20 protein-coding genes and 1 tRNA gene are annotated in these 20657 nt (G+C 73.2%); 10 read left to right on the top strand and 11 right to left on the bottom strand.

The features are described 5' to 3' along the window. From ACFQW6_RS14385 to ACFQW6_RS14375, 3 genes are read right to left on the bottom strand one after another with little or no spacing between them, the layout of a single operon-like run. On the bottom strand, nucleotides 1-1404 hold the full coding sequence (locus ACFQW6_RS14385) for a wax ester/triacylglycerol synthase domain-containing protein (RefSeq protein ID WP_378546419.1): 1404 nt from the start codon (nucleotides 1402-1404) through the stop codon (nucleotides 1-3). Continuing rightward, nucleotides 1401-2834, bottom strand: coding sequence for an HAD-IB family hydrolase (locus tag ACFQW6_RS14380; RefSeq protein WP_378546416.1), 1434 nt, complete (start codon nucleotides 2832-2834; stop codon nucleotides 1401-1403). The genes ACFQW6_RS14385 and ACFQW6_RS14380 overlap by 4 nt, the downstream gene beginning before the upstream one ends. Further along, the gene (locus ACFQW6_RS14375) at nucleotides 2831-4771 is read right to left on the bottom strand and encodes a lysophospholipid acyltransferase (protein ID WP_378546414.1); all 1941 of its coding nucleotides are present in this window, start codon (nucleotides 4769-4771) and stop codon (nucleotides 2831-2833) included. Before ACFQW6_RS14375 ends, ACFQW6_RS14380 begins: the two co-directional genes overlap by 4 nt. Nucleotides 4772-4953: 182 nt before the next feature. Here ACFQW6_RS14375 and ACFQW6_RS14370 point away from each other — a divergent pair. The 6 genes from ACFQW6_RS14370 to ACFQW6_RS14345 all read left to right on the top strand — a co-directional run bounded on the left by ACFQW6_RS14370 (nucleotide 4954) and on the right by ACFQW6_RS14345 (nucleotide 10380). Beyond that, a tRNA-Ser gene (locus ACFQW6_RS14370) sits at nucleotides 4954-5043 on the top strand. 76 nt (nucleotides 5044-5119) lie between these two features. Then, nucleotides 5120-5587 carry an aminoacyl-tRNA deacylase gene (locus ACFQW6_RS14365; RefSeq protein WP_378546411.1) on the top strand — a complete coding sequence of 156 codons (468 nt, stop codon included), beginning with the start codon at nucleotides 5120-5122 and terminating at the stop codon, nucleotides 5585-5587. A gap of 88 nt (nucleotides 5588-5675) precedes the next feature. Further along, entirely contained in the window at nucleotides 5676-6059 is a 384-nt protein-coding gene (locus ACFQW6_RS14360) for a response regulator transcription factor (protein ID WP_378546408.1), read from the top strand. 307 nt (nucleotides 6060-6366) lie between these two features. Then, nucleotides 6367-6990, top strand: a complete 624-nt coding sequence (locus tag ACFQW6_RS14355; RefSeq protein WP_378547576.1) for a TetR/AcrR family transcriptional regulator — start codon at nucleotides 6367-6369, stop codon at nucleotides 6988-6990. A 65-nt stretch (nucleotides 6991-7055) separates the two neighbouring features. Next, nucleotides 7056-9548 (top strand): MMPL family transporter, encoded by a 2493-nt coding sequence (locus ACFQW6_RS14350; protein WP_378546405.1) that lies wholly within the window; start codon nucleotides 7056-7058, stop codon nucleotides 9546-9548. Continuing rightward, nucleotides 9523-10380, top strand: a complete 858-nt coding sequence (locus ACFQW6_RS14345; RefSeq protein WP_378546402.1) for an HAD-IIA family hydrolase — start codon at nucleotides 9523-9525, stop codon at nucleotides 10378-10380. Before ACFQW6_RS14350 ends, ACFQW6_RS14345 begins: the two co-directional genes overlap by 26 nt. Before the next feature lie 4 nt (nucleotides 10381-10384). On the opposite strand, the gene ACFQW6_RS14340 is transcribed toward ACFQW6_RS14345, so the two are convergent. Further along, nucleotides 10385-11872, bottom strand: coding sequence for a fused MFS/spermidine synthase (locus ACFQW6_RS14340; RefSeq protein WP_378546399.1), 1488 nt, complete (start codon nucleotides 11870-11872; stop codon nucleotides 10385-10387). A 90-nt stretch (nucleotides 11873-11962) separates the two neighbouring features. After that, on the bottom strand, nucleotides 11963-12862 hold the full coding sequence (locus ACFQW6_RS14335; protein ID WP_378546396.1) for a cation diffusion facilitator family transporter: 900 nt from the start codon (nucleotides 12860-12862) through the stop codon (nucleotides 11963-11965). 131 nt (nucleotides 12863-12993) lie between these two features. Between ACFQW6_RS14335 and ACFQW6_RS14330 the strand changes: the two genes are divergently transcribed. Next, nucleotides 12994-13620: a vitamin K epoxide reductase family protein gene (locus tag ACFQW6_RS14330; protein WP_378546393.1), complete on the top strand. Its 627-nt coding sequence runs from the start codon at nucleotides 12994-12996 to the stop codon at nucleotides 13618-13620. Nucleotides 13621-13647: 27 nt separating this feature from the next. Here the strand turns inward: ACFQW6_RS14330 and ACFQW6_RS14325 are convergent, their stop codons facing one another. Next, the gene (locus tag ACFQW6_RS14325) at nucleotides 13648-13980 is read right to left on the bottom strand and encodes a helix-turn-helix transcriptional regulator (RefSeq protein ID WP_300054216.1); all 333 of its coding nucleotides are present in this window, start codon (nucleotides 13978-13980) and stop codon (nucleotides 13648-13650) included. A 65-nt stretch (nucleotides 13981-14045) separates the two neighbouring features. Between ACFQW6_RS14325 and ACFQW6_RS14320 the strand changes: the two genes are divergently transcribed. Then, on the top strand, nucleotides 14046-15314 hold the full coding sequence (locus tag ACFQW6_RS14320; RefSeq protein WP_378546390.1) for an MFS transporter: 1269 nt from the start codon (nucleotides 14046-14048) through the stop codon (nucleotides 15312-15314). A 173-nt stretch (nucleotides 15315-15487) separates the two neighbouring features. On the opposite strand, the gene ACFQW6_RS14315 is transcribed toward ACFQW6_RS14320, so the two are convergent. From ACFQW6_RS14315 to ACFQW6_RS14295, 5 genes are all read right to left on the bottom strand, one after another. Next, on the bottom strand, nucleotides 15488-16498 hold the full coding sequence (locus ACFQW6_RS14315; RefSeq protein ID WP_378546387.1) for an aldo/keto reductase family protein: 1011 nt from the start codon (nucleotides 16496-16498) through the stop codon (nucleotides 15488-15490). A gap of 10 nt (nucleotides 16499-16508) precedes the next feature. Next, entirely contained in the window at nucleotides 16509-17153 is a 645-nt protein-coding gene (locus ACFQW6_RS14310) for a Pr6Pr family membrane protein (RefSeq protein WP_378546385.1), read from the bottom strand. A 48-nt stretch (nucleotides 17154-17201) separates the two neighbouring features. Continuing rightward, nucleotides 17202-17429, bottom strand: a complete 228-nt coding sequence (locus ACFQW6_RS14305; RefSeq protein WP_191193921.1) for a biotin/lipoyl-binding carrier protein — start codon at nucleotides 17427-17429, stop codon at nucleotides 17202-17204. A 63-nt stretch (nucleotides 17430-17492) separates the two neighbouring features. Next, nucleotides 17493-18845 carry a hypothetical protein gene (locus tag ACFQW6_RS14300; RefSeq protein ID WP_378546382.1) on the bottom strand — a complete coding sequence of 451 codons (1353 nt, stop codon included), beginning with the start codon at nucleotides 18843-18845 and terminating at the stop codon, nucleotides 17493-17495. 11 nt (nucleotides 18846-18856) lie between these two features. Beyond that, nucleotides 18857-19639, bottom strand: coding sequence for a carbon-nitrogen hydrolase family protein (locus ACFQW6_RS14295; protein ID WP_378546380.1), 783 nt, complete (start codon nucleotides 19637-19639; stop codon nucleotides 18857-18859). A gap of 67 nt (nucleotides 19640-19706) precedes the next feature. Here ACFQW6_RS14295 and ACFQW6_RS14290 point away from each other — a divergent pair, with 67 nt between their 5' ends. Beyond that, on the top strand, nucleotides 19707-20285 hold the full coding sequence (locus ACFQW6_RS14290; RefSeq protein ID WP_378546377.1) for a molybdenum cofactor guanylyltransferase: 579 nt from the start codon (nucleotides 19707-19709) through the stop codon (nucleotides 20283-20285). 47 nt (nucleotides 20286-20332) lie between these two features. Further along, entirely contained in the window at nucleotides 20333-20656 is a 324-nt protein-coding gene (locus ACFQW6_RS14285) for a DUF6457 domain-containing protein (RefSeq protein ID WP_378546374.1), read from the top strand. Nucleotide 20657 lies beyond the last annotated feature (1 nt).

Raw genomic sequence — 20657 nt, 5'->3', positions numbered from 1 at the left:
TCAGCGGGCCGCGGCCACCATCTCCTCGACACCCTCCGCCAGGCACTCGCGCAGCCCCGCCAGGTCGGCGACCGCGCTCGCGTCGACGTTGACGCCGAGGCAGGCGGTGTCGCCGCAGGTCACCAGGCAGACGGTCAGCGCGGCGCCGGGCAGCGGCCCCAGGACGTACATCCCCTGCACCTCGGCGCCGGCCATGTAGCGCTGGCGCGGCGGCCCGGGCAGCGTGAGCACGAAGGCGTCGGGCGCCTCGGCGGTGCGCAGGGCGGACGCCCCCACGAAGGACGGCATCCGGTTCAGCAGGGGGGCCGCGGCCTCCAGCACCTCGAGGGCCCGCTCCGTGTGCAGCGAGAGCACCTCGCCCCGCACAGCGGCGACCCGGTCGACGGGGTCCTCGATGGAGAGGGGGCCCGAGATCAGCGCTCCGGCGAAGCGGTTGCCGAGGTCGTCGGCCCGGTCGAGCGAGACGCGCACCCCGACCGGGATCTCGGCGACCGAGCTGTCGCGGCGGGCGTGGTAGCGCCGCAGCCCGCCCAGGACCAGCGCCACGGCGGCGTCGTCGAGGGTGCCGCCGCCGAGCCGGGCGACCGCCCGGAGCGGCTCGAGGGGCGCGTCGAGGGTGAGGAACGACCACATGCGCCCGGTGCGCGGCGACAGCTCCGGCGAGGGCGGTGCGGCCTGGGTGAGCAGCCGTCGCACGGACGCGCCGTAGCGCAGGGCCGAGCCCACGACCACCTGCGGCCGCGTCGCCGCGTGCCCGACGCGACGGACGGTCGCCCGCGCGGTCTGGGGCAGCGAGGCGACGTCGGCGCGGAACCCGGTGACGGCCAGGCCGACCGGATCGGGCTCCACCGGCCCAACGACCTCCTCGCCCAGCGGCTTGCGCGGCGTGTGGGCGCGCTGCCCCGACTGGAGCATCGACAGCAGCTGGACCGTGCCGAGCGGATCGGCGAGCGCGTGGTGGATCTTGAGGACGTACGCCGCCCCGTCGGGCATGCCCTCGAAGAGCACGCCCTCCCACAGCGGGCGGGTGCGGTCGAAGGGTCGCAGCGCGATCTGGGCCGCGTGGAGGAGCATTGCCTCGCGGCTCGCGACCTGCTCGCGTCGCAGGTGGTAGGCGAGGTCGAAGGTCGGGTCGTCGGCCCACGTCGGTGCGGCGGTCGGCACGACGGGCTCGACGACGCGCTGGCGCAGGCGGCGTACGAGCCGGGTGCCCCACTCGGTCGCGGCGACGAGGCGGTCCCAGTCAGGCGCCCGGTCCAGGTCGATCACGACGGTCGAGGTCGAGGACTGCACCGGGTGGCGCTCGGCACGCCACAGCAGCGTCTGCATCGACGTCAGCTCGGGCGCGGCGGACCACCCCGCCGCGCCCGACCAGCGCTCGACGTCCTCGTCGGCGTCGGTCATGAAGGCCACCTCGCGAGGGTCTGCTCGAACTTCGTGCGCAGCGCCGCGATGCGCTCGCTCATGTCGTCCACGCTCCAGTCGGTCTCGGGCTCCAGCACGCACACGTCCACGACGCCGGGGTTGAGCACCAGCGAGCTGCGTCGCATCAGCTCGCCGGTGTTGCGCAGCACGACCGGCACGACGGGTACGCCGGCCTGTGCCGCGAGGTGGAAGGCGCCCTTGCGGAACGGCCCGAGCACCGGCGTCGCCGAGCGGGTGCCCTCCGGGAAGATCATCAGCGAGGTGCCGGAGCGGATCCGGTCGACGACCCCGTCGAGCGTCGCGCGGGCGGACTCCGAGTCGGAGCGGTCGATCCACGCGGGATCGATGACGACCGACCCGACGACGGCCCGCGGGTCCCAGCGCGCCTCCTTCTTGGCCACGATCGTGAAGTCGCGCTCGAGGAGTCGACCGAGGACCGGGATGTCGAGCGAGCTCTGGTGGTTGGCGACGAAGATGGCGGGGCGGTGGGTCCACAGCCGCTCCTGGTGGAGCACGTCCATCGACACGCCCGCCAGCGCCATGGGCAGGTGGGTGGCGAGGCGGATCGCGGCGTTGCGGCCCTCGCGCAGGTCGCCGCGCGCGAGCCCGTAGGCCAGGCCGAGGCCGACCCCGGCGTTCATGCCGGCGAGCGCCACCGCCGTACGTCCGGCGGCGAGCAGCGAGCCGCCGACCGGGTCGCTGAGGTCGAGGGCGGGCCAGCCGAGTCGCGCGGCCGCGGCGCGCAGGTCGCGGTGGGGGTTGAGCGCGGTGGGGTGGCCGACGGAGGACAGGAAGGCGACGTCCTCGTAGCCGTTGCCGTAGCCGTAGGACTGCGCGAGGTCGACCGCGTGCTCGCGCGCGAAGGCCCGGACGCCGCTGGCCTTGTGACGGCCCCACAGCATGGGCCCGTCGGTGGCGCCGGTGAACTGACCGTCCTCCACGACCAGCCGGGTGCACACCAGGTGCTCGACGCCCAGGTCGCGGGCGACGGGGGCGATCTGGTACTTCGTGGCCGCCGACGCGACGGCGACGGTGTGGCCGGCCCGCTGGTGAGCGAGCACGAGTGCGCGGGACTCGCGCCGGATGGTGCCGGCGATCTTGGACCGGAAGAGCCGCTCACCGAGGTCGGCGAAGGCCTCCTCCGACTCGCCCCGCATGGCCGAGAAGGCCACATGGGCGATGCGGGTCGGGTCGCCGCCGAGCTCGCCGTCCACAGCCGTGACGACGGTGCGCAGGAACTCCGCCGGCGAGACGTCGCGGCCCTTGAGCCGGTCGCCGTAGAAGGTGGCTGCGGTGTAGCCGGCGACGAGCGTGCCGTCGAGGTCGAAGAACGCCCCGACCGAGGGCCCCTGGGGTCCGGCCTCGATGGCCGCGATGGCGTCGCTGACCGCGGTGGACAGTCCGCTCACGCGCGCTCCTGCCGGGGATCGGGCACCGGCTGGGGCTGGGGCTGGGGGCGGGCGACGGGGATCGTCTCGCCGGCGATCTCGCCGATGATGTTCACCCGGCGCACGGAGTCGCGCAGCTCGACGGCGAACGCCTCGCGCGCAGATCCCACGCCCTCGCCCCCCTCGAGGAGGCCCTTGTGGCGGGCGAGCGCCAGGGCGGTGCGGAACAGCTCGAGCGAGACGGACTCCTCGCTGGCCACCCGTCGCTGCAACGCCCACTGCTGGCCGACGGCCAGGGAGTCGGCGAGCAGGTCGGCCTCGTCCACCGGGCCGTCCCCGCGGTCGGCCAGCCGGTCCGCGACGACGAGGTAGGCGTCCAGGAAGGGCCGCAGCACGAGGTGGGCGAGGTGGGGGCGGGCACCGACGAGCAGCTCGCGCGCCTTGACCGGCGACATCTCGGTGACACCCTCGCCGACCAGCAGCTGCAGCTCGGTGCGCAGGTCGTCCTCGAAGCCGGCGCGGGAGGGGAAGAAGAACTCGAACTTCAGCAGGTCGCGCATCCGCTTCGCCTCCTCCCAACCCACCTGCAGCTCGCCACCGGGCGGCAGCTCCGCACCGGGCTCGAGCTCGCTCACCGTGAGCAGCGCGAGCTCGCCGATGGCGCGCTCGACGAGGATGTGGATGGCGGTGTTGCGGTAGAACGCGGCGACCAGGTGCTGGTCGTCGCCGATCTTCCACACCGGCTCGGTGCCACGGTCGTACGCCGTCAGCACCCCGCTGCGGGTCAGCTCGGCGAGCGCCCGACGGATGGTCGAGCGGTCGCGGAGGTCGGCGGCACCCGCGACGGGCCATCGGCGCGCGTCGATGTAGGTGGCGAGCGGCTCGACGGTGTCGAGGACCTCGTCGACCGTCAGCGCGCGGTCGGCGCCGAGGAGGGCGAGCGAGACGATCGCCGTGGTGGTGACCGGCGTTGCACGGTTGAGCCGGTGGGAGATGTCGAGGGCGACCCGCTCGACGGCCTGGTGGCCGGTGACGCCCTCGGCGGCCAGCTCGGCCATCCGCTCCCGCAGCGAGAACGGCTCGCCGACGGTCAGGTAGGCCCGGCCGAGCCGGTTGCGCTGCAGCCGCGCGAAGCGCACCAGCCAGCGCCAGTCCTCCGGCGTCTTGCTGGCTCCGCGCGACTCCTCCGTCATCAGCGACACCTCGTGCAGCTGGTCGTAGACCACCGACAGCGGCACCACCTGCACGTCGGGGGCGTCCTGGTCGAACGGGTCACCGTCAGCGTCGCCCTGCACCGCGTCGGTGAGGTACTTCAGGATGCCGTGGACCGGCGGGCGCAGCTTGCCGGTGCGGGTGCGGCCACCCTCGATCGACCAGGCGAGGTTGCGCTTGTTGCTGACCATCTGCCGGATGTAGGACCGCAGCGCGAGGCGGTAGACCGGGATCTCCTGGGTCGCCCGCCGGATGAAGATGAGGCCGGTGCGGCTGGCCACCGTCCCGATGATCGGCAGGTTCAGGTTGGCGCCGCCGAAGGTGTAGGTCGGCGAGAAGCGCCGCGACGACAGGGCGTTCGGGATGACCATCCCGTCGAGGTAGGACCGGTGGCTGAACGCCAGCGCCAGGCTGTGCGAGCGGTCGAGGCGCCGCAGCTCCTGCATGTCGTCCTCGTCCACCAGGACGTCGTACGCCCTCAGGAACCACTCGCCCATCCGCGCCCACCCCTGCGCGGTGCGGTCGTCGTGGGCGGCGGCCATCTCGTGGAGGTAGCCCTTGACCTCCGACCAGACCTCCTCCTCGTCCCGACCCTGCTCGTGGGCCGCGGCGGCGACGGCGCGCTGGAAGCGCTTGTCGTGGAGCAGCTCGGTGACCTCCTGCGGCGGCGCGGCGGGGAGGCGCTCCCCCACGCTCCGGGGCAGGGCGGCGCGGGCGAGGTCCCGGACACGACGGACGGCGGCCACGGTCCCTCCTTCCCGCCCGGGCTCGGCGCGAGCGCGGGCGTGCGCCGAAAGTTACCGCCGTACGCCGCCGCTGGCCATGGCTGCACCATGACTGGTCCAGTGCCGGGCGGACCGACGGGTGACCGGCCGGTGGACCGCCGCCGGTTTCCGGCTCGCGCGTCCCCTCCGGTAACGTTCGGCGCGGTGGCGTGTCCGAGCGGCCGAAGGTGCATCACTCGAAATGATGTGTGGGGTCAAACCCACCGTGGGTTCAAATCCCACCGCCACCGCCAGCCGATCGGGCCGGTTCCTCGCGGACCGGCCCGATCGTCGTCCCAGGGGTCGGGCGCCGCGTCGTACGCTCGGTGGGTGGACGACGACAACCCCGCGCTCCGGGCCCTGGCAGCGTCGGGCATCGCGCACGAGGTCACCCGGCACGGACGCGTGGGCTCGCTCGCAGAGGCCGCCGCCGCGCGCGGGGTCGAGCCGTCGGCCATCGTGAAGACGATGGTCGTGCGACGCGGGGAGGGCGACCACCTGTTCGTCCTGGTGCCGGGCGACCGAGAGATCGCCTGGCCCAGGCTGCGCGCGCTCCTCGGCGTCAACCGCATGTCGATGCCGGCGGCCGAGGCCGCGCGCGAGGTGAGCGGCTACGAGCGCGGCACCATCACACCGTTCGGGTCGCGGACCGCGCTGCCCGTCGTCGCCGACGAGCGCCTCGTCGGCCGCACCGTCTCGATCGGCGCGGGCGCCCACGGGGTCGCTGCGACGCTCGCCGCGGACGACGTCATCGCCCATCTCCACGCCCGGGTCGCGGACGTCACCGACCCCGCCTGAGACCGGAGGCGCGCGGAGGTTCGCCCCACGTGACGAGATCTTCACCGTTCTGTGGATGTTTCGTGTACTTCGCTTGTACGGTAGCGCCGTGCCCACCACCGTGCTGATCGTCGAGGACGAGCCCGACCTGGCACAGGTGATGGCCCTCGCGATCGGACGGGCCGGGTTCGACGTCCTCACCGTCGACACCGGCGCCGACGCACGAACGACCGTCAGCCGCAGCGCCGTCGATGTCGTCGTGATGGATCGCGGCCTGCCCGACATGGACGGCCTCGAGGCCACGGCGTCGTTGCGTGAGGACGGGTTCCTCGGCGCCGTCGTGGTGACCTCCGGCCACGCCGGGCCCGACCACGTCGCCGCCTGCCTGGGTGCGGGCGCCGACGACGTCCTGCCCAAGCCGTTCGCCCTCGCCGACCTGGTGGACCGCGTCCGCAGCTCGACGCGCCCCGCCACGGTGGCGGAGGCCGGCTGACCGCTCGGCAGGATTCTCCACCAGAGCTGCGTCATGGGTCGTGACCGGGCCCGTCCCATCTCCGGTTGGGTACGACGGTCGCGTTCCGTCGCGCTCGTCACCGTCCCCGGACGTCGTCCTCCCGCCGGCATCCGGTCCCCCCAGCGGCGGTGGAGCCACGCATCACCAGCGCGACTGCGGCACGGCCCTCGCAGGGGCCGTGCCGTAGATCATTTCCCCTGACCCTGGTCGTCGATGCGGCACTATTTGCACTGAGTGCAACAATGGCTGCGTGACCACCACCCCGCCCACCGACGGCCGCAGCGCGCTGCGCGAGGAACGGCGCCACGCCATCCTCGAGGCCGCCCGGACGCTGGCGACCGAGCACGGCGCCGACGGGTTCACCGTCGAGCAGGTCGCCTCGCGCGCGGGGGTGTCGCGGCGGACGGTCTTCAACCACGTCGCAGGGCTCGACCAGCTGCTGGTGGCGGTCTGCGAGCAGATCCTCGCCGAGGCCACGGTGGACCTGCTCGACGAGGTCGAGCGGCGTACGGCCGACCTCCCTGCGGGCGGGGCCGGCGGTCCGGCCGCGCTCGACTCGGTGGCCGAGGCCACCCGCGGCGTCGACCTGCCCACCGCGATCGCGACGATCCACCGGGTCCTCGGCTCCCCCGAGGTCGGGGACGAGCGAGCGCAGGGCATCTCCCGGACCGCCTTCGACCACGTCGGCGGCCGCCTCCGCCAGCAGCTCGTCCACCGAGCGCCGGGCCTCGACCCGGTCGACCTCGAGATCGGCCTCGCGCTGCTCTTCAGCGGGATCGTGACCATCGCCGGCCTCTGGCTGGAGCAGCACCCCGACCTGGCACCGGACGTGCCCCCCGAGGCGCGCGACGACTGGGACGCGCTGCTCGACCGCGTCCTGCTGCGGCTCCGCATCCGCCACCCCGGCTGACCAGCCCGACTCGCACCCGACTGACCCCACCTGACGTCCGAACCAACGAAAGGCACGCCGCCGCCATGGCTGAGCTCCTCTACCGCATCGGTCGCTTCGCGGCCCGCCGTCACTGGGCCGTCATCGGCGCCTGGCTGGCGGTCCTGGCCGTCACCGTGGTGACCTACCTGTCCTTCGCCGGCGCCCTGTCGTCGTCGATCTCGCTGCCGGACACCCCCACGACCAGGGTCTCCCAGCAGCTGGAGGACGAGTTCGAGGGAACGGGTGGCGGCAACGGTGCGATCGTCGCCGAGACCACCGACGGCTCCGCGTTCACCGCCGAGCAGCAGCGTGAGCTGCTCGCGCTGTTCGACCGGGTTGCGGACGTCGAGTCCGTCGCCGACGTCTCCGACCCGTTCGCCACCCAGGACCAGCTGGACTCGTCCGCGGAGCAGGTGGCCGACGGCCGCCGGCAGCTGAACGACGGCCTGACCCAGCTCCGCGCGGGCCAGGCACAGATCGACGCCGGTCGTCAGGCACTGGCGCAGCAGCGCGCACAGGCACGTGAGGACGGCACCCTGGCCGCCATCCGCCCGCAGCTCGAGGCCGCCGAGCAGCAGCTCGACGACGGACAGGCCGAGCTGGACCGGCAGCAGGCGAAGGTCGACGAGCAGGCACCCCAGCTCGAGCGGGGCGAGACGCTCTCCGAGCTGTCGTCCGCCTTCCGCACCGTGTCGGCGGACGGCAACGCCGCGGTCGCCAACGTCACCTTCGACGTCTCCACCAACGAGGTCACCGCCGAGGTGAAGACGGAGATCGAGGACCTCGTCGCGGACGCCGACATCGACGGGGTCGCCCTCCATCCCTCGCAGGACATCGCGCAGACGGTCCCGTCGATCCTCGGCCCGGGCGAGATCGCCGGAGTGGTGATCGCCGCGATCGTCCTGTTCGTCATGCTCGGGACGGTGATCGGCGCCGCACTCCCGCTCGTCACCGCGCTCCTCGGGGTCGCGGTCGCATCGCTGGCCTCGCTGTCGTTCTCGGGACTCGTGGAGTTCGTCTCCGTGACGCCGGTGCTCGGCGTGATGCTGGGTCTGGCCGTCGGCATCGACTACTCGCTCTTCATCATCAACCGGCACCGGCGCCAGCTGATGCAGGGCGCGGAGCTCCACGAGTCCATCGGCCTGGCGAACGGCACCTCCGGCAACGCCGTCGTCTTCGCCGGCGTCACCGTCATGGTCGCGCTGCTCGCCCTCAACGTCACCGGGGTCGGGTTCCTCGGCCTCATGGGCTCCGTCGGTGCCGCCGCCGTCCTCGTCGCCATCCTGATGGCCGTCACCCTCACCCCCGCGATCCTCTCGCTCGTCGGCGTGCGCATCCTGCGTCGCCGAGAGCGCGACCGGCTGTCCGCAGGCGAGCGGACGCACGACGAGGAGATCACCGACCGCGACCGGCCGATGAGCACCACCCGCGCGTGGACCGTCCTCGGGCTCGGCGTCGCCGGCCTGCTCGTGGTGGCCGCACCCGCGACGCAGATGCGACTCGGGCTCCCGGACGGCTCGACCCAGCCTCCGGACTCTCCCGGCTACCTGGCCCACGAGGTGCAGGCGGAGAAGTTCGGCGAGGGGTCCAACGGTCCGCTGCTGGTCGTCGCCGACCTTCCCGGCGCGGTCGCCGAGGACGACGTCGTCGCCGAGCAGGCAGCCGTGGGCGAGCAGCTCGGCCGGGTCTGGGACGTCGACGCGGTCGTGCCGATCGGCGCGTCGAAGGACCGTACGGCGCTGGCCTTCCAGGTCATCCCGAACGGTTCACCGTCGAGCGAGTCGACCGCAGAGCTGGTCCACAACCTCCGGACGCTGACCCCGACGACGGCCTCCGGAGGGGAGGCCACCCTCGGCGTCGCCGGCAACGCCAGTGCGGGCATCGACATCTCCGAGCAGCTCTCCGACGTGCTGCCCACCTACCTCGCGCTGGTCGTCGGGCTCTCCCTGCTGATCCTGGTGCTGGTGTTCCGATCGATCCTGGTGCCCCTCACCGCGACGCTCGGCTTCGTGCTGTCGCTGCTCGCGGCCTTCGGCGGCATCACCGCGATCTTCCAGATCGGCTTCCTCTCCGACCTGTTCGGGGTCCACGCTCCGGGACCGGTGCTGAGCTTCCTGCCGATCATCGCGACCGGCATCCTCTTCGGCCTGGCGATGGACTACCAGCTGTTCCTGGTGTCCGGGATGCGTGAGGCGTACGCCCACGGCGCCCCGGCGCGGGTCGCGGTGCAGCACGGGCTGCGCGCCGGGCGCTCGGTCGTGACGGCTGCGGCGATCATCATGATCTCGGTGTTCGCCGGGTTCATCTTCAGCCACGACGCGACGATCAAGCCGATCGGTTTCGGCCTGGCCTTCGGCGTGCTCCTCGACGCCTTCGTCGTACGGATGCTCCTCATCCCGGCCGCGATGCACCTCATCGGCGAGAAGGCGTGGTGGCTGCCGCGCTGGCTGGACCGGATCCTGCCCGACGTCGACGTCGAGGGCGCCAAGCTCGAGCGCAGCCACCCCGTCCATGTGGGCGCGCACGCCGCACCGTGACGCGGTGGACCACAATGGCCCCGTGACCGAACCCCGCGCCGTCCACACCTGGCTCACCGACATGGACGGCGTCCTCGTGCGCGAGGAGGACCCGATCCCGGGCGCGAAGGAGTTCATCAGCGCGCTGCGCGAGCAGGGCGTCCCGTTCCTGGTGCTCACCAACAACTCGATCTTCACCCCGCGCGACCTGCGGGTGCGCCTGCTCCGCAGCAGCGGGATCGACGTGCCGGAGGAGTCGATCTGGACGTCGGCACTGGCGACCGCGCAGTTCCTCGACGACCAGCGCCCGGGCGGCTCGGCGTACGTCGTGGGCGAGACGGGGCTCACCGCCGCGGTGCACGACATCGGCTACGTCATGACCGACCAGGACCCCGACTACGTCGTGCTCGGGGAGACCCGCACGTACTCGTTCGAGGCGATCACGCGCGCGATCCGGCTGATCAACGACGGCGCGCGCTTCATCGCCACCAACCCGGACCCGAGCGGACCGAGCGCCCAGGGCATGCTGCCGGCGACGGGGTCGGTCGCGGCCCTCATCAGCACCGCGACGGGACGCCAGCCGTACTTCATCGGCAAGCCCAACCCGCTGATGATGCGCAGCGCGCTCAACCGCATCGACGCCCACTCCGAGACCACGGTGATGATCGGCGACCGGATGGACACCGACATCATCAGCGGCCTCGAGGCCGGCATGCGCACCGTCCTGGTGGCGACCGGCGCCACCGAGCGGCACCAGGTGCAGGACTTCCCCTACCGACCGACCAAGGTCGTCGACTCGATCGCCGACGTCGTGCCCTACGTCGCCGAGAGGACGCTGCCCGAGGACCTCTGAGCGCTCAGCGGCCGTACGGCGTCAGCAGCTGGTCGACGGGCGCGAAGTCGTCGGTGAGGACCGGAGCCCCGTCCGCCCACGCGGCCAGCTCGGCGCCGGCCAGCGACCCCCAGTCCGTACCGCGCGCGGCGAGCTCCTCCTCAACCACCTCGAGGTCCACCGGCTCGCGCGAGGCGACCACCACCATGTTGCCGCCGTCGCGGCCGGCCAGGACGTCCGGGGCGGCGAGGAGCGCGACCTCGTCGAAGACCTCGCCGGCCGTGCGCACGTAGGCGCGTGCGAAGTCGTACGGGTCGTGGTCGATGACGTTGGCGACGTAGACCCCGTCCTCCCCGAGGCTCGCCTCGAGGCCCTCGAGCGCCTCGCGGGTGGCGAGGTGCCACGGCACGCTGATGCCGCCGAAGGCGTCGCCCACGACGAGGTCGAGGCTGCCGGCTTCGAGGTCGTCGATCGCCAGGCGACCGTCCTCGACGCTCACCTCGACACCTGGCGGCAGCTCTCCGCCGAGCAGCCGGAGGTCCGCCTCGACCACCCCGGCGTCGATCTCGGAGACGCGACTCGTGCTGCCCGGCCGAACCTCCGACAGCCAGCGCGGCAGCGTGAGCCCGCCGGCGCCGAGGTGGTAGCCGTCCAGCGGCTCGCCGACGAGGAAGGCCGTGTCGATGACCGTCGCCATCGCCTGCACGTAGGCGAACTCGAGGTGGGTCGGGTCCTCGAGGTCGACGTAGGAGTGCCGCAGGCCGTCCAGCACCAGCACCCGTCCGGCGGACCGCTCGGGATCGACGCTGACCGCGAGGCAGTGATAGGTCGTCTCGACGTCGCAGCCGCTCGGTGCCGCGGCCGCCCCGACCCCGGCCAGCGCCACGACCAATGCCAGCACCGCGTCGCCGCGACCGCGCCGGCCCGCCACCTGCACCAGGACCGACGCCACCAGGAGCAGCACGCCGAGGCCCACGAGGATCCCGCTCACCGGGACCCGCGACACGAGCACGAAGCCCGTGACGACCGTGCCGACGATGGCCCCCACCGTGCCGATGCCCGAGAGGTGTCCGACGACGGTGCCGGTCTCGGCGAGGCTCGTCAGCCGGAGCTTGATCACGACCGGCGTCACGGCCGAGAGCAGCACGCCGGGGACCAGGATCGAGAGGGTGGCCGCGAGCAGCAGCAGGCCGGGGGAGCCCGTGGCAGCGGCACCGCGGACCACGGCCGGAGTGAGCGCCACGGCCGCGCCGGAGATGCCGAGCAGCGGCCCGAGCAGCGGGCGCGGCGCGACCCGGTCCGCGGTCCACCCGCCGGCCCACGTGCCCGCGGCGATGGCGGTCAGGGCCAGCCCGATGACGAGCGTGTTGGTCTCGAGCGTCAGCCCGTAGTGGGGCGCGAGCAGTCGCAGCGCCACGAGCTCGACGACCAGGACGGCCGCCGAGGAGCCGAAGACCAGGACGGCCGCCGCCCAGGCGGACAGCCCGTACGGCGTCTCGCGCTCGGGTGCCATGGCGACGATCCTGTCAGCCGGCACCCGACGGACCTCACCTGGCAGCCGTCGCGGGCGCCCAGCCGCGAGGACGCCCAGCGTCCGGCAGGCTCACCAGGTGGCCGCGTGGCACTCCTGGGCGGGCAGGGCCTCGACCTGCAGGGTCGCGTGCTCGATGCCGTGGCCCTCACGGAGCGAGGCGCCGGCCGCGGCGAGCACGACCTGCGCGTCGGCACCCACCCGCAGGACGAGGTGCGCGGTCGCGACGTTCATGCCCGACGTCAGCGTCCAGGCGTGGAGGTCGTGGACCTCGGCCACACCGGAGACTGCTTCGAGGTCGCGGACGACGGCCTCGAGGTCGACGTCGTGGGGCGCGTGCTGGCCGAGCACGGCCAGCACCTCACGGCCGAGCACGAGCGCCCGGACGGCCACGAAGACGCCGATCGCCACGGCGACGACGGTGTCCCACCACCCGTCACCCGTGAGGCGGACGAGGAGCCCGGCCGCGAGGACGCCGACGCTGCCCGCCGCGTCGGCCATCACCTCGAGGTAGGCGCCCTTGACGTTGATCGACTCCGAGGCGCCGCCGCGCAGCAGGACCAGGCAGACCAGGTTGACGACCAGCCCGGTCGCTCCGACCACCAGGAGCGGGCCCGGGGAGACCTCGACGGCCTCGCCGATGCGGCGTACGGCCTCGACGACGACGTAGACCGAGACCCCCAGCATGATCAGGACGGTCAGGCCGGAGGCGAACACCTCGGCCCGGTAGGAGCCGTAGGTGCGGCGGCCCGTGCCGTCCGGGCGGGTGGCGATCTTCGTGGCGACGAGCGCGGCGCCGAGCGCCACCACGTCCGCGGCCATGTGGCCCGCGTCGGAGACCAGTGCGAGCGATCCGGTCGCCAGGCCGACAGTGAGCTCGACGCCGAAGAAGCCGGCGACGAGGCCGAAGGCGACCGCGAGCCGCCACCTGTGCCGGGCGCCTGCGTGCCCGTGCCCGTGTCCCGCACCCATGGCGTACCTCCATCGTCGTCCGCCCACATCATCGCCAATCGGCGATGCCGGGTCAAACCCGGTCGACCGCTGCGGTTGGGGGATGCCGGAAGATGGGCCCGACCCGCCCCGCACCCAGGAGACGCCCCGCCATGAGCACCTCTTCCACGGTCGACCACCCTGCCGTCGGCCACGAGCAGCAGGAGCGTCCTCTCGCGATCGGACTGCTGGTGGGCGGGCTCATCGGCCTCGTGGCCTCGGCCGTGCTGCTCATCGAGCGGATCCGGCTCGCCGAGGACAGCGACTACGTGCCGACCTGCAGCATCAACCCGGTCCTCAGCTGCGGCAACGTGATGGAGTCGGCGCAGGCGGCCCTGCTCGGCTTCCCCAACCCGATCATCGGTGTCGCGGCCTTCCCGGTGGTCGTCGCGACGGGCGCGGCACTGCTCGCCGGCGCCCGGCTGGCACGGTGGTACTGGCTCGGGCTGCAGGCGGGGGTGACCACGGCCTTCGCGTTCATCTGCTGGCTGGTCTTCCAGAGCCTCTACCGCATCGGTGCCCTGTGCCCCTACTGCATGGTCGTGTGGGCGGTCGTCATCCCGCTCTTCTGGTACGTCACGGCGCGCAACGTCGCCGCGGGTGCGCTCGGGGTCGATCCGGACGGACGGTTGGCGGACGTCCTGCGCGACTGGCGGGGGCCGCTGGTCTTCGGCACCTACCTGGTGGTCGTGCTGCTCATCCTCGAGCGCTTCTGGTCCTACTGGTCCTCGCTGCTCTGAGGACCGCGGGTCAGCCCGGATCCAGGCTCACGGGTGCCGCTCCTCGTAGTGGTGCTCCGGGCCGACCCCCGTGAGCGCGAGCAGGCGCTCGGCGGTCGCGACCACCTCGAGCAGCTCCTCGCGGCGGGTCAGCGACCACACCGACGCCCGGCCCTCGGGACGCGAGGCCACCAGGCCGCAGTCCTTCAGGCAGGCCAGGTGCTTCGACACCGTGCTCTGCGCCAGCCCGAGGTGTGCGGTGAGGTCGACCACGCGGTGCTCGCCCAACGACAGGTGCCGCACGATCAGCAGCCGCGACGGGTCGGACAGGGCGTGGAACAGGGCCGCCTCGGCCGCCAGGCCGGTCGCCTCCGATCTCATCGCCACCCGACGATGCTAGGCCATCCGGCGCCGACACCGCTGACACCGTGACCTAGCCTGCGCCGGTGGACAGGCGACTGCTGGCGGACACGCGCCCCCTCGCCAACCCGCACTTCAAGCGCCTCTGGCGCGCCAACATCGTCACGGTCGTCGGAGCGCAGCTGACCGTCGTGGCGGTGCCCGCCCAGATCTACGCGATGACCGGCTCGTCGGCGTACGTCGGGCTGACCGGCATCTTCGGCCTCGTCCCGCTGGTGGTCTTCGGGTTGTGGGGTGGCGCGCTGGCCGACGTCTTCGACCGCCGGACCCTGCTGCTGATCACCACGTGCGGGCTGATCGCGACGAGCACCGGCTTCTGGCTCCAGGCCGCTCTCGGCGCCGAGGACGTGTGGCTGCTGCTGTCCCTCTTCGCGGTCCAGCAGGCGTTCTTCGCGGTCAACCAGCCCACCCGGTCGGCGCTGCTGCCACGCATCCTCGACCAGGAGCTCCTGCCCGCGGCGAACTCGCTCAACATGACCGTCATGCAGGCCGGCGGCATCGCGGGGCCGCTGGTCGGCGGCGCGCTCATCCCGCTGATGGGCTTCTCGTGGCTCTACCTGCTCGACACGATCACGCTGTTCGCGACCCTCGGCGCCGTCGTACGCCTCCCACCGCTGCCGGTCCTGGGCGTCACCGTGACGCCGGGGATCGGGGCGGTCATCGACGGCTTCCGCTACCTGCGCACGCAACCGGTGCTGATGATGTCGTTCGTCGTCGACATCATCGCCATGGTCTTCGGCATGCCGCGGGCGCTGTTCCCCGAGCTCGCCGACGTCGCCTTCAGCGGGCCCAACGAGGGCGGCGTCGCCTTCGCGCTGCTCTTCGCGGCGATCCCGGCCGGCGCGGTCGTGGGTGGCGTCCTGTCCGGCTGGGTGTCGCGTGTCGAGCGGCAGGGACTGGCGGTGATCGTGTCGATCCTGGTGTGGGGCGTGGCGATGGTCGGCTTCGGGGTCGCTGCCATGCTCGCGCCCCTCGCCCCGGCCCTGTTCCTCGGCATCGCGGTGCTGATGCTGGCGGTCGGAGGCGCCGCCGACATGGCGTCCGCCGCCTTCCGTACGTCGATGCTGCAGGCCGCGGCCGACGACTCCGTGCGCGGGCGGCTGCAGGGCATCTTCATCGTCGTGGTCGCCGGCGGCCCGCGCGTCGCCGACGTCCTCCACGGCGCGACCGCCGCGGTGACCGGCGCCGCCGTCGCGGCCGCGGGCGGCGGGGTTCTCGTGATCATCGGCACGGTCCTCGCGGCGCTCGCCGTGCCCGCCTTCGTGCGCTACCGGGTGACCCGGGTCGCGGTCTGATCCGGCGCGTCGCAAGAACTGCCTGGGCCGACCGGCGCCGCTGAGCCCGCTCCACCACCCGACGCTCAGCACGAGAACTGCGGCGACGCGACATGCCGAGACGCCTCGGACGTGACGCGCGGCCGCAGTTCTTCGCCCGGGTCCGCCCCGGCGGGATGGTCGGGAAAAGCGCGTCAGACGGCGCGGGTCTTGGGCGTCCCCTCGGCGGTCTTCGCTGGGTCGCGTACGACGACGGAGCCGAGGGCGTCGTCGATGCGGGACATCACGTCCGCGTCGAGCCTCACGCCGGCGGCCTTGACGTTGTCGGCGACCTGCTCGGGGCGGGAGGCCCCGACGAGGGCGGCGGCGACGTTGTCGTTCTGCAGCACCCAGGCGATGGCGAGCTGGGCCATCGTGAGGCCGCAGTCCTGGGCGACCGGCTCGAGGTCCTGCACGGCGGTGAGCACCTCGTCGCGCATGAAGCGCGAGATCATGTCGGCGCCGCCCTTGGTGTCGGTGGCGCGCGAGCCCTCGGGCGGCGCCTGGCCGGGCTTGTACTTGCCGGACAGAACGCCCTGCGCGATCGGGCTCCACACGATCTGCGAGACGCCGAGCTCCTTCGACGTCGGCACGACCTCGTCCTCGATGACGCGCCAGAGCATGGAGTACTGCGGCTGGCTGGAGATCAGCTGGAAGCCGAGCTCCCTCGACAGCTCGACGCCGGCGCGGATCTGGTCGGCGGTCCACTCGCTGACGCCGATGTAGAGCGCCTTGCCCTGCCGGACGATGTCGGCGAAGGCCTGCATCGTCTCCTCGAGCGGGGTCTCCACGTCGTAGCGGTGCGCCTGGTAGAGGTCGACGTAGTCGGTCTGCAGCCGCTGCAGCGAGCCGTTGATCGACTCCATGATGTGCTTGCGCGACAGGCCGGTGTCGTTCTTGCCCTTCGGGCCGGTCGGCCAGTAGACCTTCGTGAAGATCTCCAGGGACTCGCGCCGCTCGCCCTTGAGGGCCTCACCGAGCACGGTCTCCGCTGCGGTGTTGGCGTACACGTCCGCGGTGTCGAACGTCGAGATCCCCTCGTCGAGCGCGGCGCGCACGCACTGCGTGGCGACGTCGTTCTCGACCTGTGAGCCGTGCGTGAGCCAGTTGCCGTAGGTGATCTCGGAGATCTTGAGTCCGCTGTTGCCGAGGTATCGGAATTCCATCTCCCCGACACTAGCGAGGCGCCGGGCGCAGTCGTCGGTCGAGCCACCCGTAGAGCGCGAACAGCAGGAGGAAGAGGATCGTGATGCCGGCACAGGCGATCCCGACCGCTCCCCAGCCCTCGTCGCCGGCGTCCAGGAACGGGTAGGGCACCCAGCCGTCGACCTGGCCGATCACGAGCGTCCAGCACAGCCAGGCCACCGGCCAGGCGAGGGCGTACGCCGTCTCGCGTCGGCCGATCCTGGGGCGCGGTCCCGCGACCGCCCAGGCGGCCAGGGCGAGCACCGGCACGACCTGGTGGAGCAGCAGGTCAGCCAGCCAGTTGGCCCCGTCGAGCTCCAGCAGTCCGCGCAGCAGCGTGAAGTAGACGAGCGCGGTGACCGTGATGCCGACGACCCCGGCCAGTCGGGCGGCCCGCCAGCCGAGCCGGTCCTCGACCGGGTCGCGGGCGAGCACGGTCGACGTGATCGCGACCAGGACGTTGCTCTGGATCGTGAAGTAGGCGAAGTAGCGGTAGGTCCGAGCCACCAGACCGGGCGGGTCCTCGTCGACCAGGATCGCCTCGCCGGAGACCACGAGCACCAGCTGGAAGACCAGCGCGAACCAGGCGACGACGGCCACGACCAGGTGCACCGCCCGGGCGCGTTCGCGAGTCATGGCTGGAGCGTAGGGCTCCGGCCCACCCCGGAGGGTGGCCGAGGGTGGTCAGTCCAGCACGACGAGGACGTCGCCGTCCTGCACGACGTCACCCTCGGTCACCTTGATCGCGGTGACGGTGCCGGCGCGCTCGGCGAGCATCGGGATCTCCATCTTCATCGACTCCAGCAGCACGACGGTGTCGCCGGCCTCGACGCGGTCACCCTCGGCCACCTCGATGGTGAGGACGTTGGCGACCAGCTCGGAGACGATCTCGAGGGAGGTGGGGCGGGCCATGGCCCCGACGCTATCGGTTACCCGGGCGTAGCCGCTGATCGCGGCGCCGACCGGCAGCCGGGGTCACAGCTCGGCGAAGCGGCGCGGCTCGGGTCGGTGCGGTCCGGCCTCCTCGGCACGGCGTCCGCCGCGCCCCTTCGGCCCGGTCAGGGCCAGGTCGGCGCGGATCACCAGCCAGCCGATGAGCAGGCCCAGGACGAGGGAGTACGCCGCCCGCAGGCCGGCCTCGAGGTAGGAGGTGTCCGGCGAGACGAGCCCCGTCGCCAGCGGCACCGTGGCGGCGACGCCGAACGCGCAGAACCACCAGCCCTGGCGCCGGCGGGCGCGCACGTGGGTGCCCCACACCAGCGCCGGGATCCCGAGCAGGACCACGAGCGGTCGCGGGAACGCGCCGATGCGGGCCGAGGTCCAGTCGGCGAAGTCGAGGACCGACGACACGAAGCTCTGGGCGCCGTAGCGCCGCAGCAGCTCGGCGTACGCCAGCGTCGCGAAGAGGACGCCGAGGCCGATGGCCACGACGATCATCCCGCGGCGCCCGAGGCCGTGCAGGCCGGCGCCGAGGCGGTAGACGATCGCGAGCACCAGGACGAGGGCGAGGAGCAGGGAGACGATCTCGAAGCGCTCGATCGCGACCGTGGGCTCGAAACCCACCGCGGCGAAGGCGGTGACGGCGGCGACCAGCGCGGCGATCAGCGCCTCTCGCATCGCCTTCCAGCCGGTGACCGCCGGCACGGTCACCATGACGGCGTAGACGCTGCCGACCACGCAAGTCATCACCGCCGCGCCCGTCGGGAGCACCCGGCCGCCCACGAGGAGGCTGGCCACGGCGAGGACCAGCGCGAGGCCGGCGGAGACCAGCGCGCGGCCCGCGGTCCGCGTGGCCAAAAGCCACGACAGCGCGGTGACGACAGCGGCCGCGCCGACGCCGTCGACCCACCCGGGCGCCGTGCCGGTGTCAGCCACGGCCGGGATGTCGCTCAACGCGCCGCTCAGGGCCGACCAGCCCAGGGCTGCCGCGCCGAGGAGCAGGACACCGAACCAGAAGGCGAGCAGCGACCGCCGCGGGCCGTCGGGGACCGTCTCGTCCCGCTCGGTGGGCTCGGTCTGCTCGGTCGCGTCGGCGGCACGGGGGGACGCCGCGGATGCGGCGCCGGGCTCGGCGGTCGGCTCGGGGCTCTGCTCGGGGGCCGGCTCGTAAGCCGGCTCCGGGGTCGGGGCGGACGTCGGGGCGGCCGTCGGCTCCGTCACCGGCATACGCGTCGTGGCGGCCGGCGCGGGAGTCGTCTCGTCCGGCACCGGCGGCGGGGCCGCCTCGGGCGGGTGCGCCTTCCGCTTCAGCCGCAGCCGCGAGGGCGGGCGCTCGGCAGCCCGCTTCCCGCGGGAGGACCCGCGGGGGCTGTCGGAGGAGGAAGGCACGACGGAGGAGGTTACAGCCGACGGTTGGCCAGCGACGGATTGGTGCGGCGGGCCTCGTCGAGGTCGGCACGGTCGAGGACGGCGTCGATGACCTGCTCGGAGCCGCCGGCCTCGGCGAGCACGTCACCGAGCGGGCCGATCACCGCGGAGTGACCGACGTAGCGGGGCTCGGGCTGCCCGGCGCCGACGACGAAGCAGGTGTTCTCGATGGCCCGGGCGGCGAGCAGGGTGAGCCAGTGCGCGACCTTGCGGTCTCCGGGCAGCCACGCCGCCGGCACGACGAGGACCTCGGCCCCGGCGTCGACCAGGCGCCGCGCGAGCTCGGGGAACCGCAGGTCGTAGCAGGTCATCAGCCCCACCTGCCAGCCCGCCACGTCGACGACCACCGGCTCGACCGCGCCGCCGGTCAGGCGGTCGGACTCGCGGTAGCCGAAGGAGTCGTAGAGGTGGATCTTGCGGTACGTCGCGGGCGTGGGCCCGCCGGCCACGAGGGTGTTGAAGGGCCGGTCGGGGTCGTCGGCGACCTCGAACATCCCGGCCACCACGGTGGACGAGGTCGCGTCCGCCACGCGGGCCACCTCGCGGGCGAACGGGCCGTCGACCGGCTCGGCGAAGGGGCTGACGTCGGACCCGGCCTGGCCGAAGTCGCGGGCGAAGGCCTCCGGCAGGACGACCAGGTCGGCCCCCGGCGCCACCTCGGCGAGGCGGGCGCGGTTGTCGTCGGGATCGAGCCCGCTCGCCCACTGGTGGACGCGCACGCGCAGCTGGTGGGTCCGCCGTGGGGTGGGGTCCATGCCACCAGCGTAGAGCGGCCACGCGGCGGCTGCGGCCCGGCACGAGGGCGGCTGCGAGGATGCCGGCATGGACCTCGACCTCACCGCCGCCGGCTTCGGCGGCGTGGTGCTCGCCGGCGGCACCGCCGCTCGGATGGACGGGGTCGACAAGGCGTCCGTCGAGCTGGCCGGCCGGACGCTGCTGGAGTACGCCGTCGACGCGTTCCTCGACGCCGACGAGGTCGTGGTCGTCGGACCGGACCCCGTGCGGACCGCGCGGCCGGTGACCTTCGCGGTCGAGGACCCGCCCCGCGGAGGGCCGGTGGCCGGGCTGCTCACCGGCGTCGACGCGTTCCTGCGTGCACCGCGACTCGTCGGCGTGCTGGCGGTGGACATGCCGCGCGTGACCGCGTCGACGATGCGGCGCCTGCGCGAGGCGGCGGCCGGCCGGGACGGGGCGTTCCTGGTGGACGCCGACGGCCGGCGCCAGCTGGCCGGGGTGCTCGACGCGGCCCGCCTCGACGTCGTACGACCCGACCTCGAGGGACAGCACGGGATGGCGCTCCACCGCCTGCTGGCGCCCCTCGACCTCGCCGAGGTGCCGGCGACCGGCGAGGAGGCCGTCGACGTCGACTCGTGGGCCGACCTGCGGGACCTGCGCCCCTGACGCCGGCTCCCTTGCCGCACCCGGGTGGGTTGCGAGACATTGGCTTCGTGAACCTCCACGACTGGATCGACGAGCTCGCCGACGTGCTCGACGTCGAGACCGAGGTCGACGAGGGCCTCGTCCTCGACCTGGCCCGCGTGGCCGCGCAGAACGTGCAGAAGACCGCCGCGCCCATCACCGCCTACCTCCTCGGCGTCGCGGTCGGCGCGGGCGACGCGAACCCCGAGCAGGTCGAGCGGCTCGCTGCCCGCGCCCAGCAGCTCGCCGAGAGCTGGGACCGGCCCGCCGACGCGAGGGACCCCGACGACATCGACGACGAGGTGCCCGACGACTCGTCGGTCGACCACTCCAGCGACCTCTACGAGGACTGAT

Source organism: Nocardioides sp. GCM10028917 (assembly GCF_042666175.1).
In the GTDB taxonomy this organism is placed as follows: domain Bacteria; phylum Actinomycetota; class Actinomycetes; order Propionibacteriales; family Nocardioidaceae; genus Nocardioides.
Note: the sequence above shows the minus strand (reverse complement) of the source record. Positions and strands in the feature narration are given on the sequence as shown.

Coding starts and splice junctions, on each gene's coding strand:
- ACFQW6_RS14315 (WP_378546387.1), bottom strand. CDS start 16,498: ATGGAATTCCGATACCTCGGCAACAGCGGACTCAAGATCTCCGAGATC.
- ACFQW6_RS14345 (WP_378546402.1), top strand. CDS start 9,523: ATGTGGGCGCGCACGCCGCACCGTGACGCGGTGGACCACAATGGCCCC.
- ACFQW6_RS14305 (WP_191193921.1), bottom strand. CDS start 17,429: ATGGCCCGCCCCACCTCCCTCGAGATCGTCTCCGAGCTGGTCGCCAAC.
- ACFQW6_RS14350 (WP_378546405.1), top strand. CDS start 7,056: ATGGCTGAGCTCCTCTACCGCATCGGTCGCTTCGCGGCCCGCCGTCAC.
- ACFQW6_RS14290 (WP_378546377.1), top strand. CDS start 19,707: ATGGACCTCGACCTCACCGCCGCCGGCTTCGGCGGCGTGGTGCTCGCC.
- ACFQW6_RS14335 (WP_378546396.1), bottom strand. CDS start 12,862: ATGGGTGCGGGACACGGGCACGGGCACGCAGGCGCCCGGCACAGGTGG.
- ACFQW6_RS14325 (WP_300054216.1), bottom strand. CDS start 13,980: ATGAGATCGGAGGCGACCGGCCTGGCGGCCGAGGCGGCCCTGTTCCAC.
- ACFQW6_RS14385 (WP_378546419.1), bottom strand. CDS start 1,404: ATGACCGACGCCGACGAGGACGTCGAGCGCTGGTCGGGCGCGGCGGGG.
- ACFQW6_RS14330 (WP_378546393.1), top strand. CDS start 12,994: ATGAGCACCTCTTCCACGGTCGACCACCCTGCCGTCGGCCACGAGCAG.
- ACFQW6_RS14310 (WP_378546385.1), bottom strand. CDS start 17,153: ATGACTCGCGAACGCGCCCGGGCGGTGCACCTGGTCGTGGCCGTCGTC.
- ACFQW6_RS14340 (WP_378546399.1), bottom strand. CDS start 11,872: ATGGCACCCGAGCGCGAGACGCCGTACGGGCTGTCCGCCTGGGCGGCG.
- ACFQW6_RS14295 (WP_378546380.1), bottom strand. CDS start 19,639: ATGGACCCCACCCCACGGCGGACCCACCAGCTGCGCGTGCGCGTCCAC.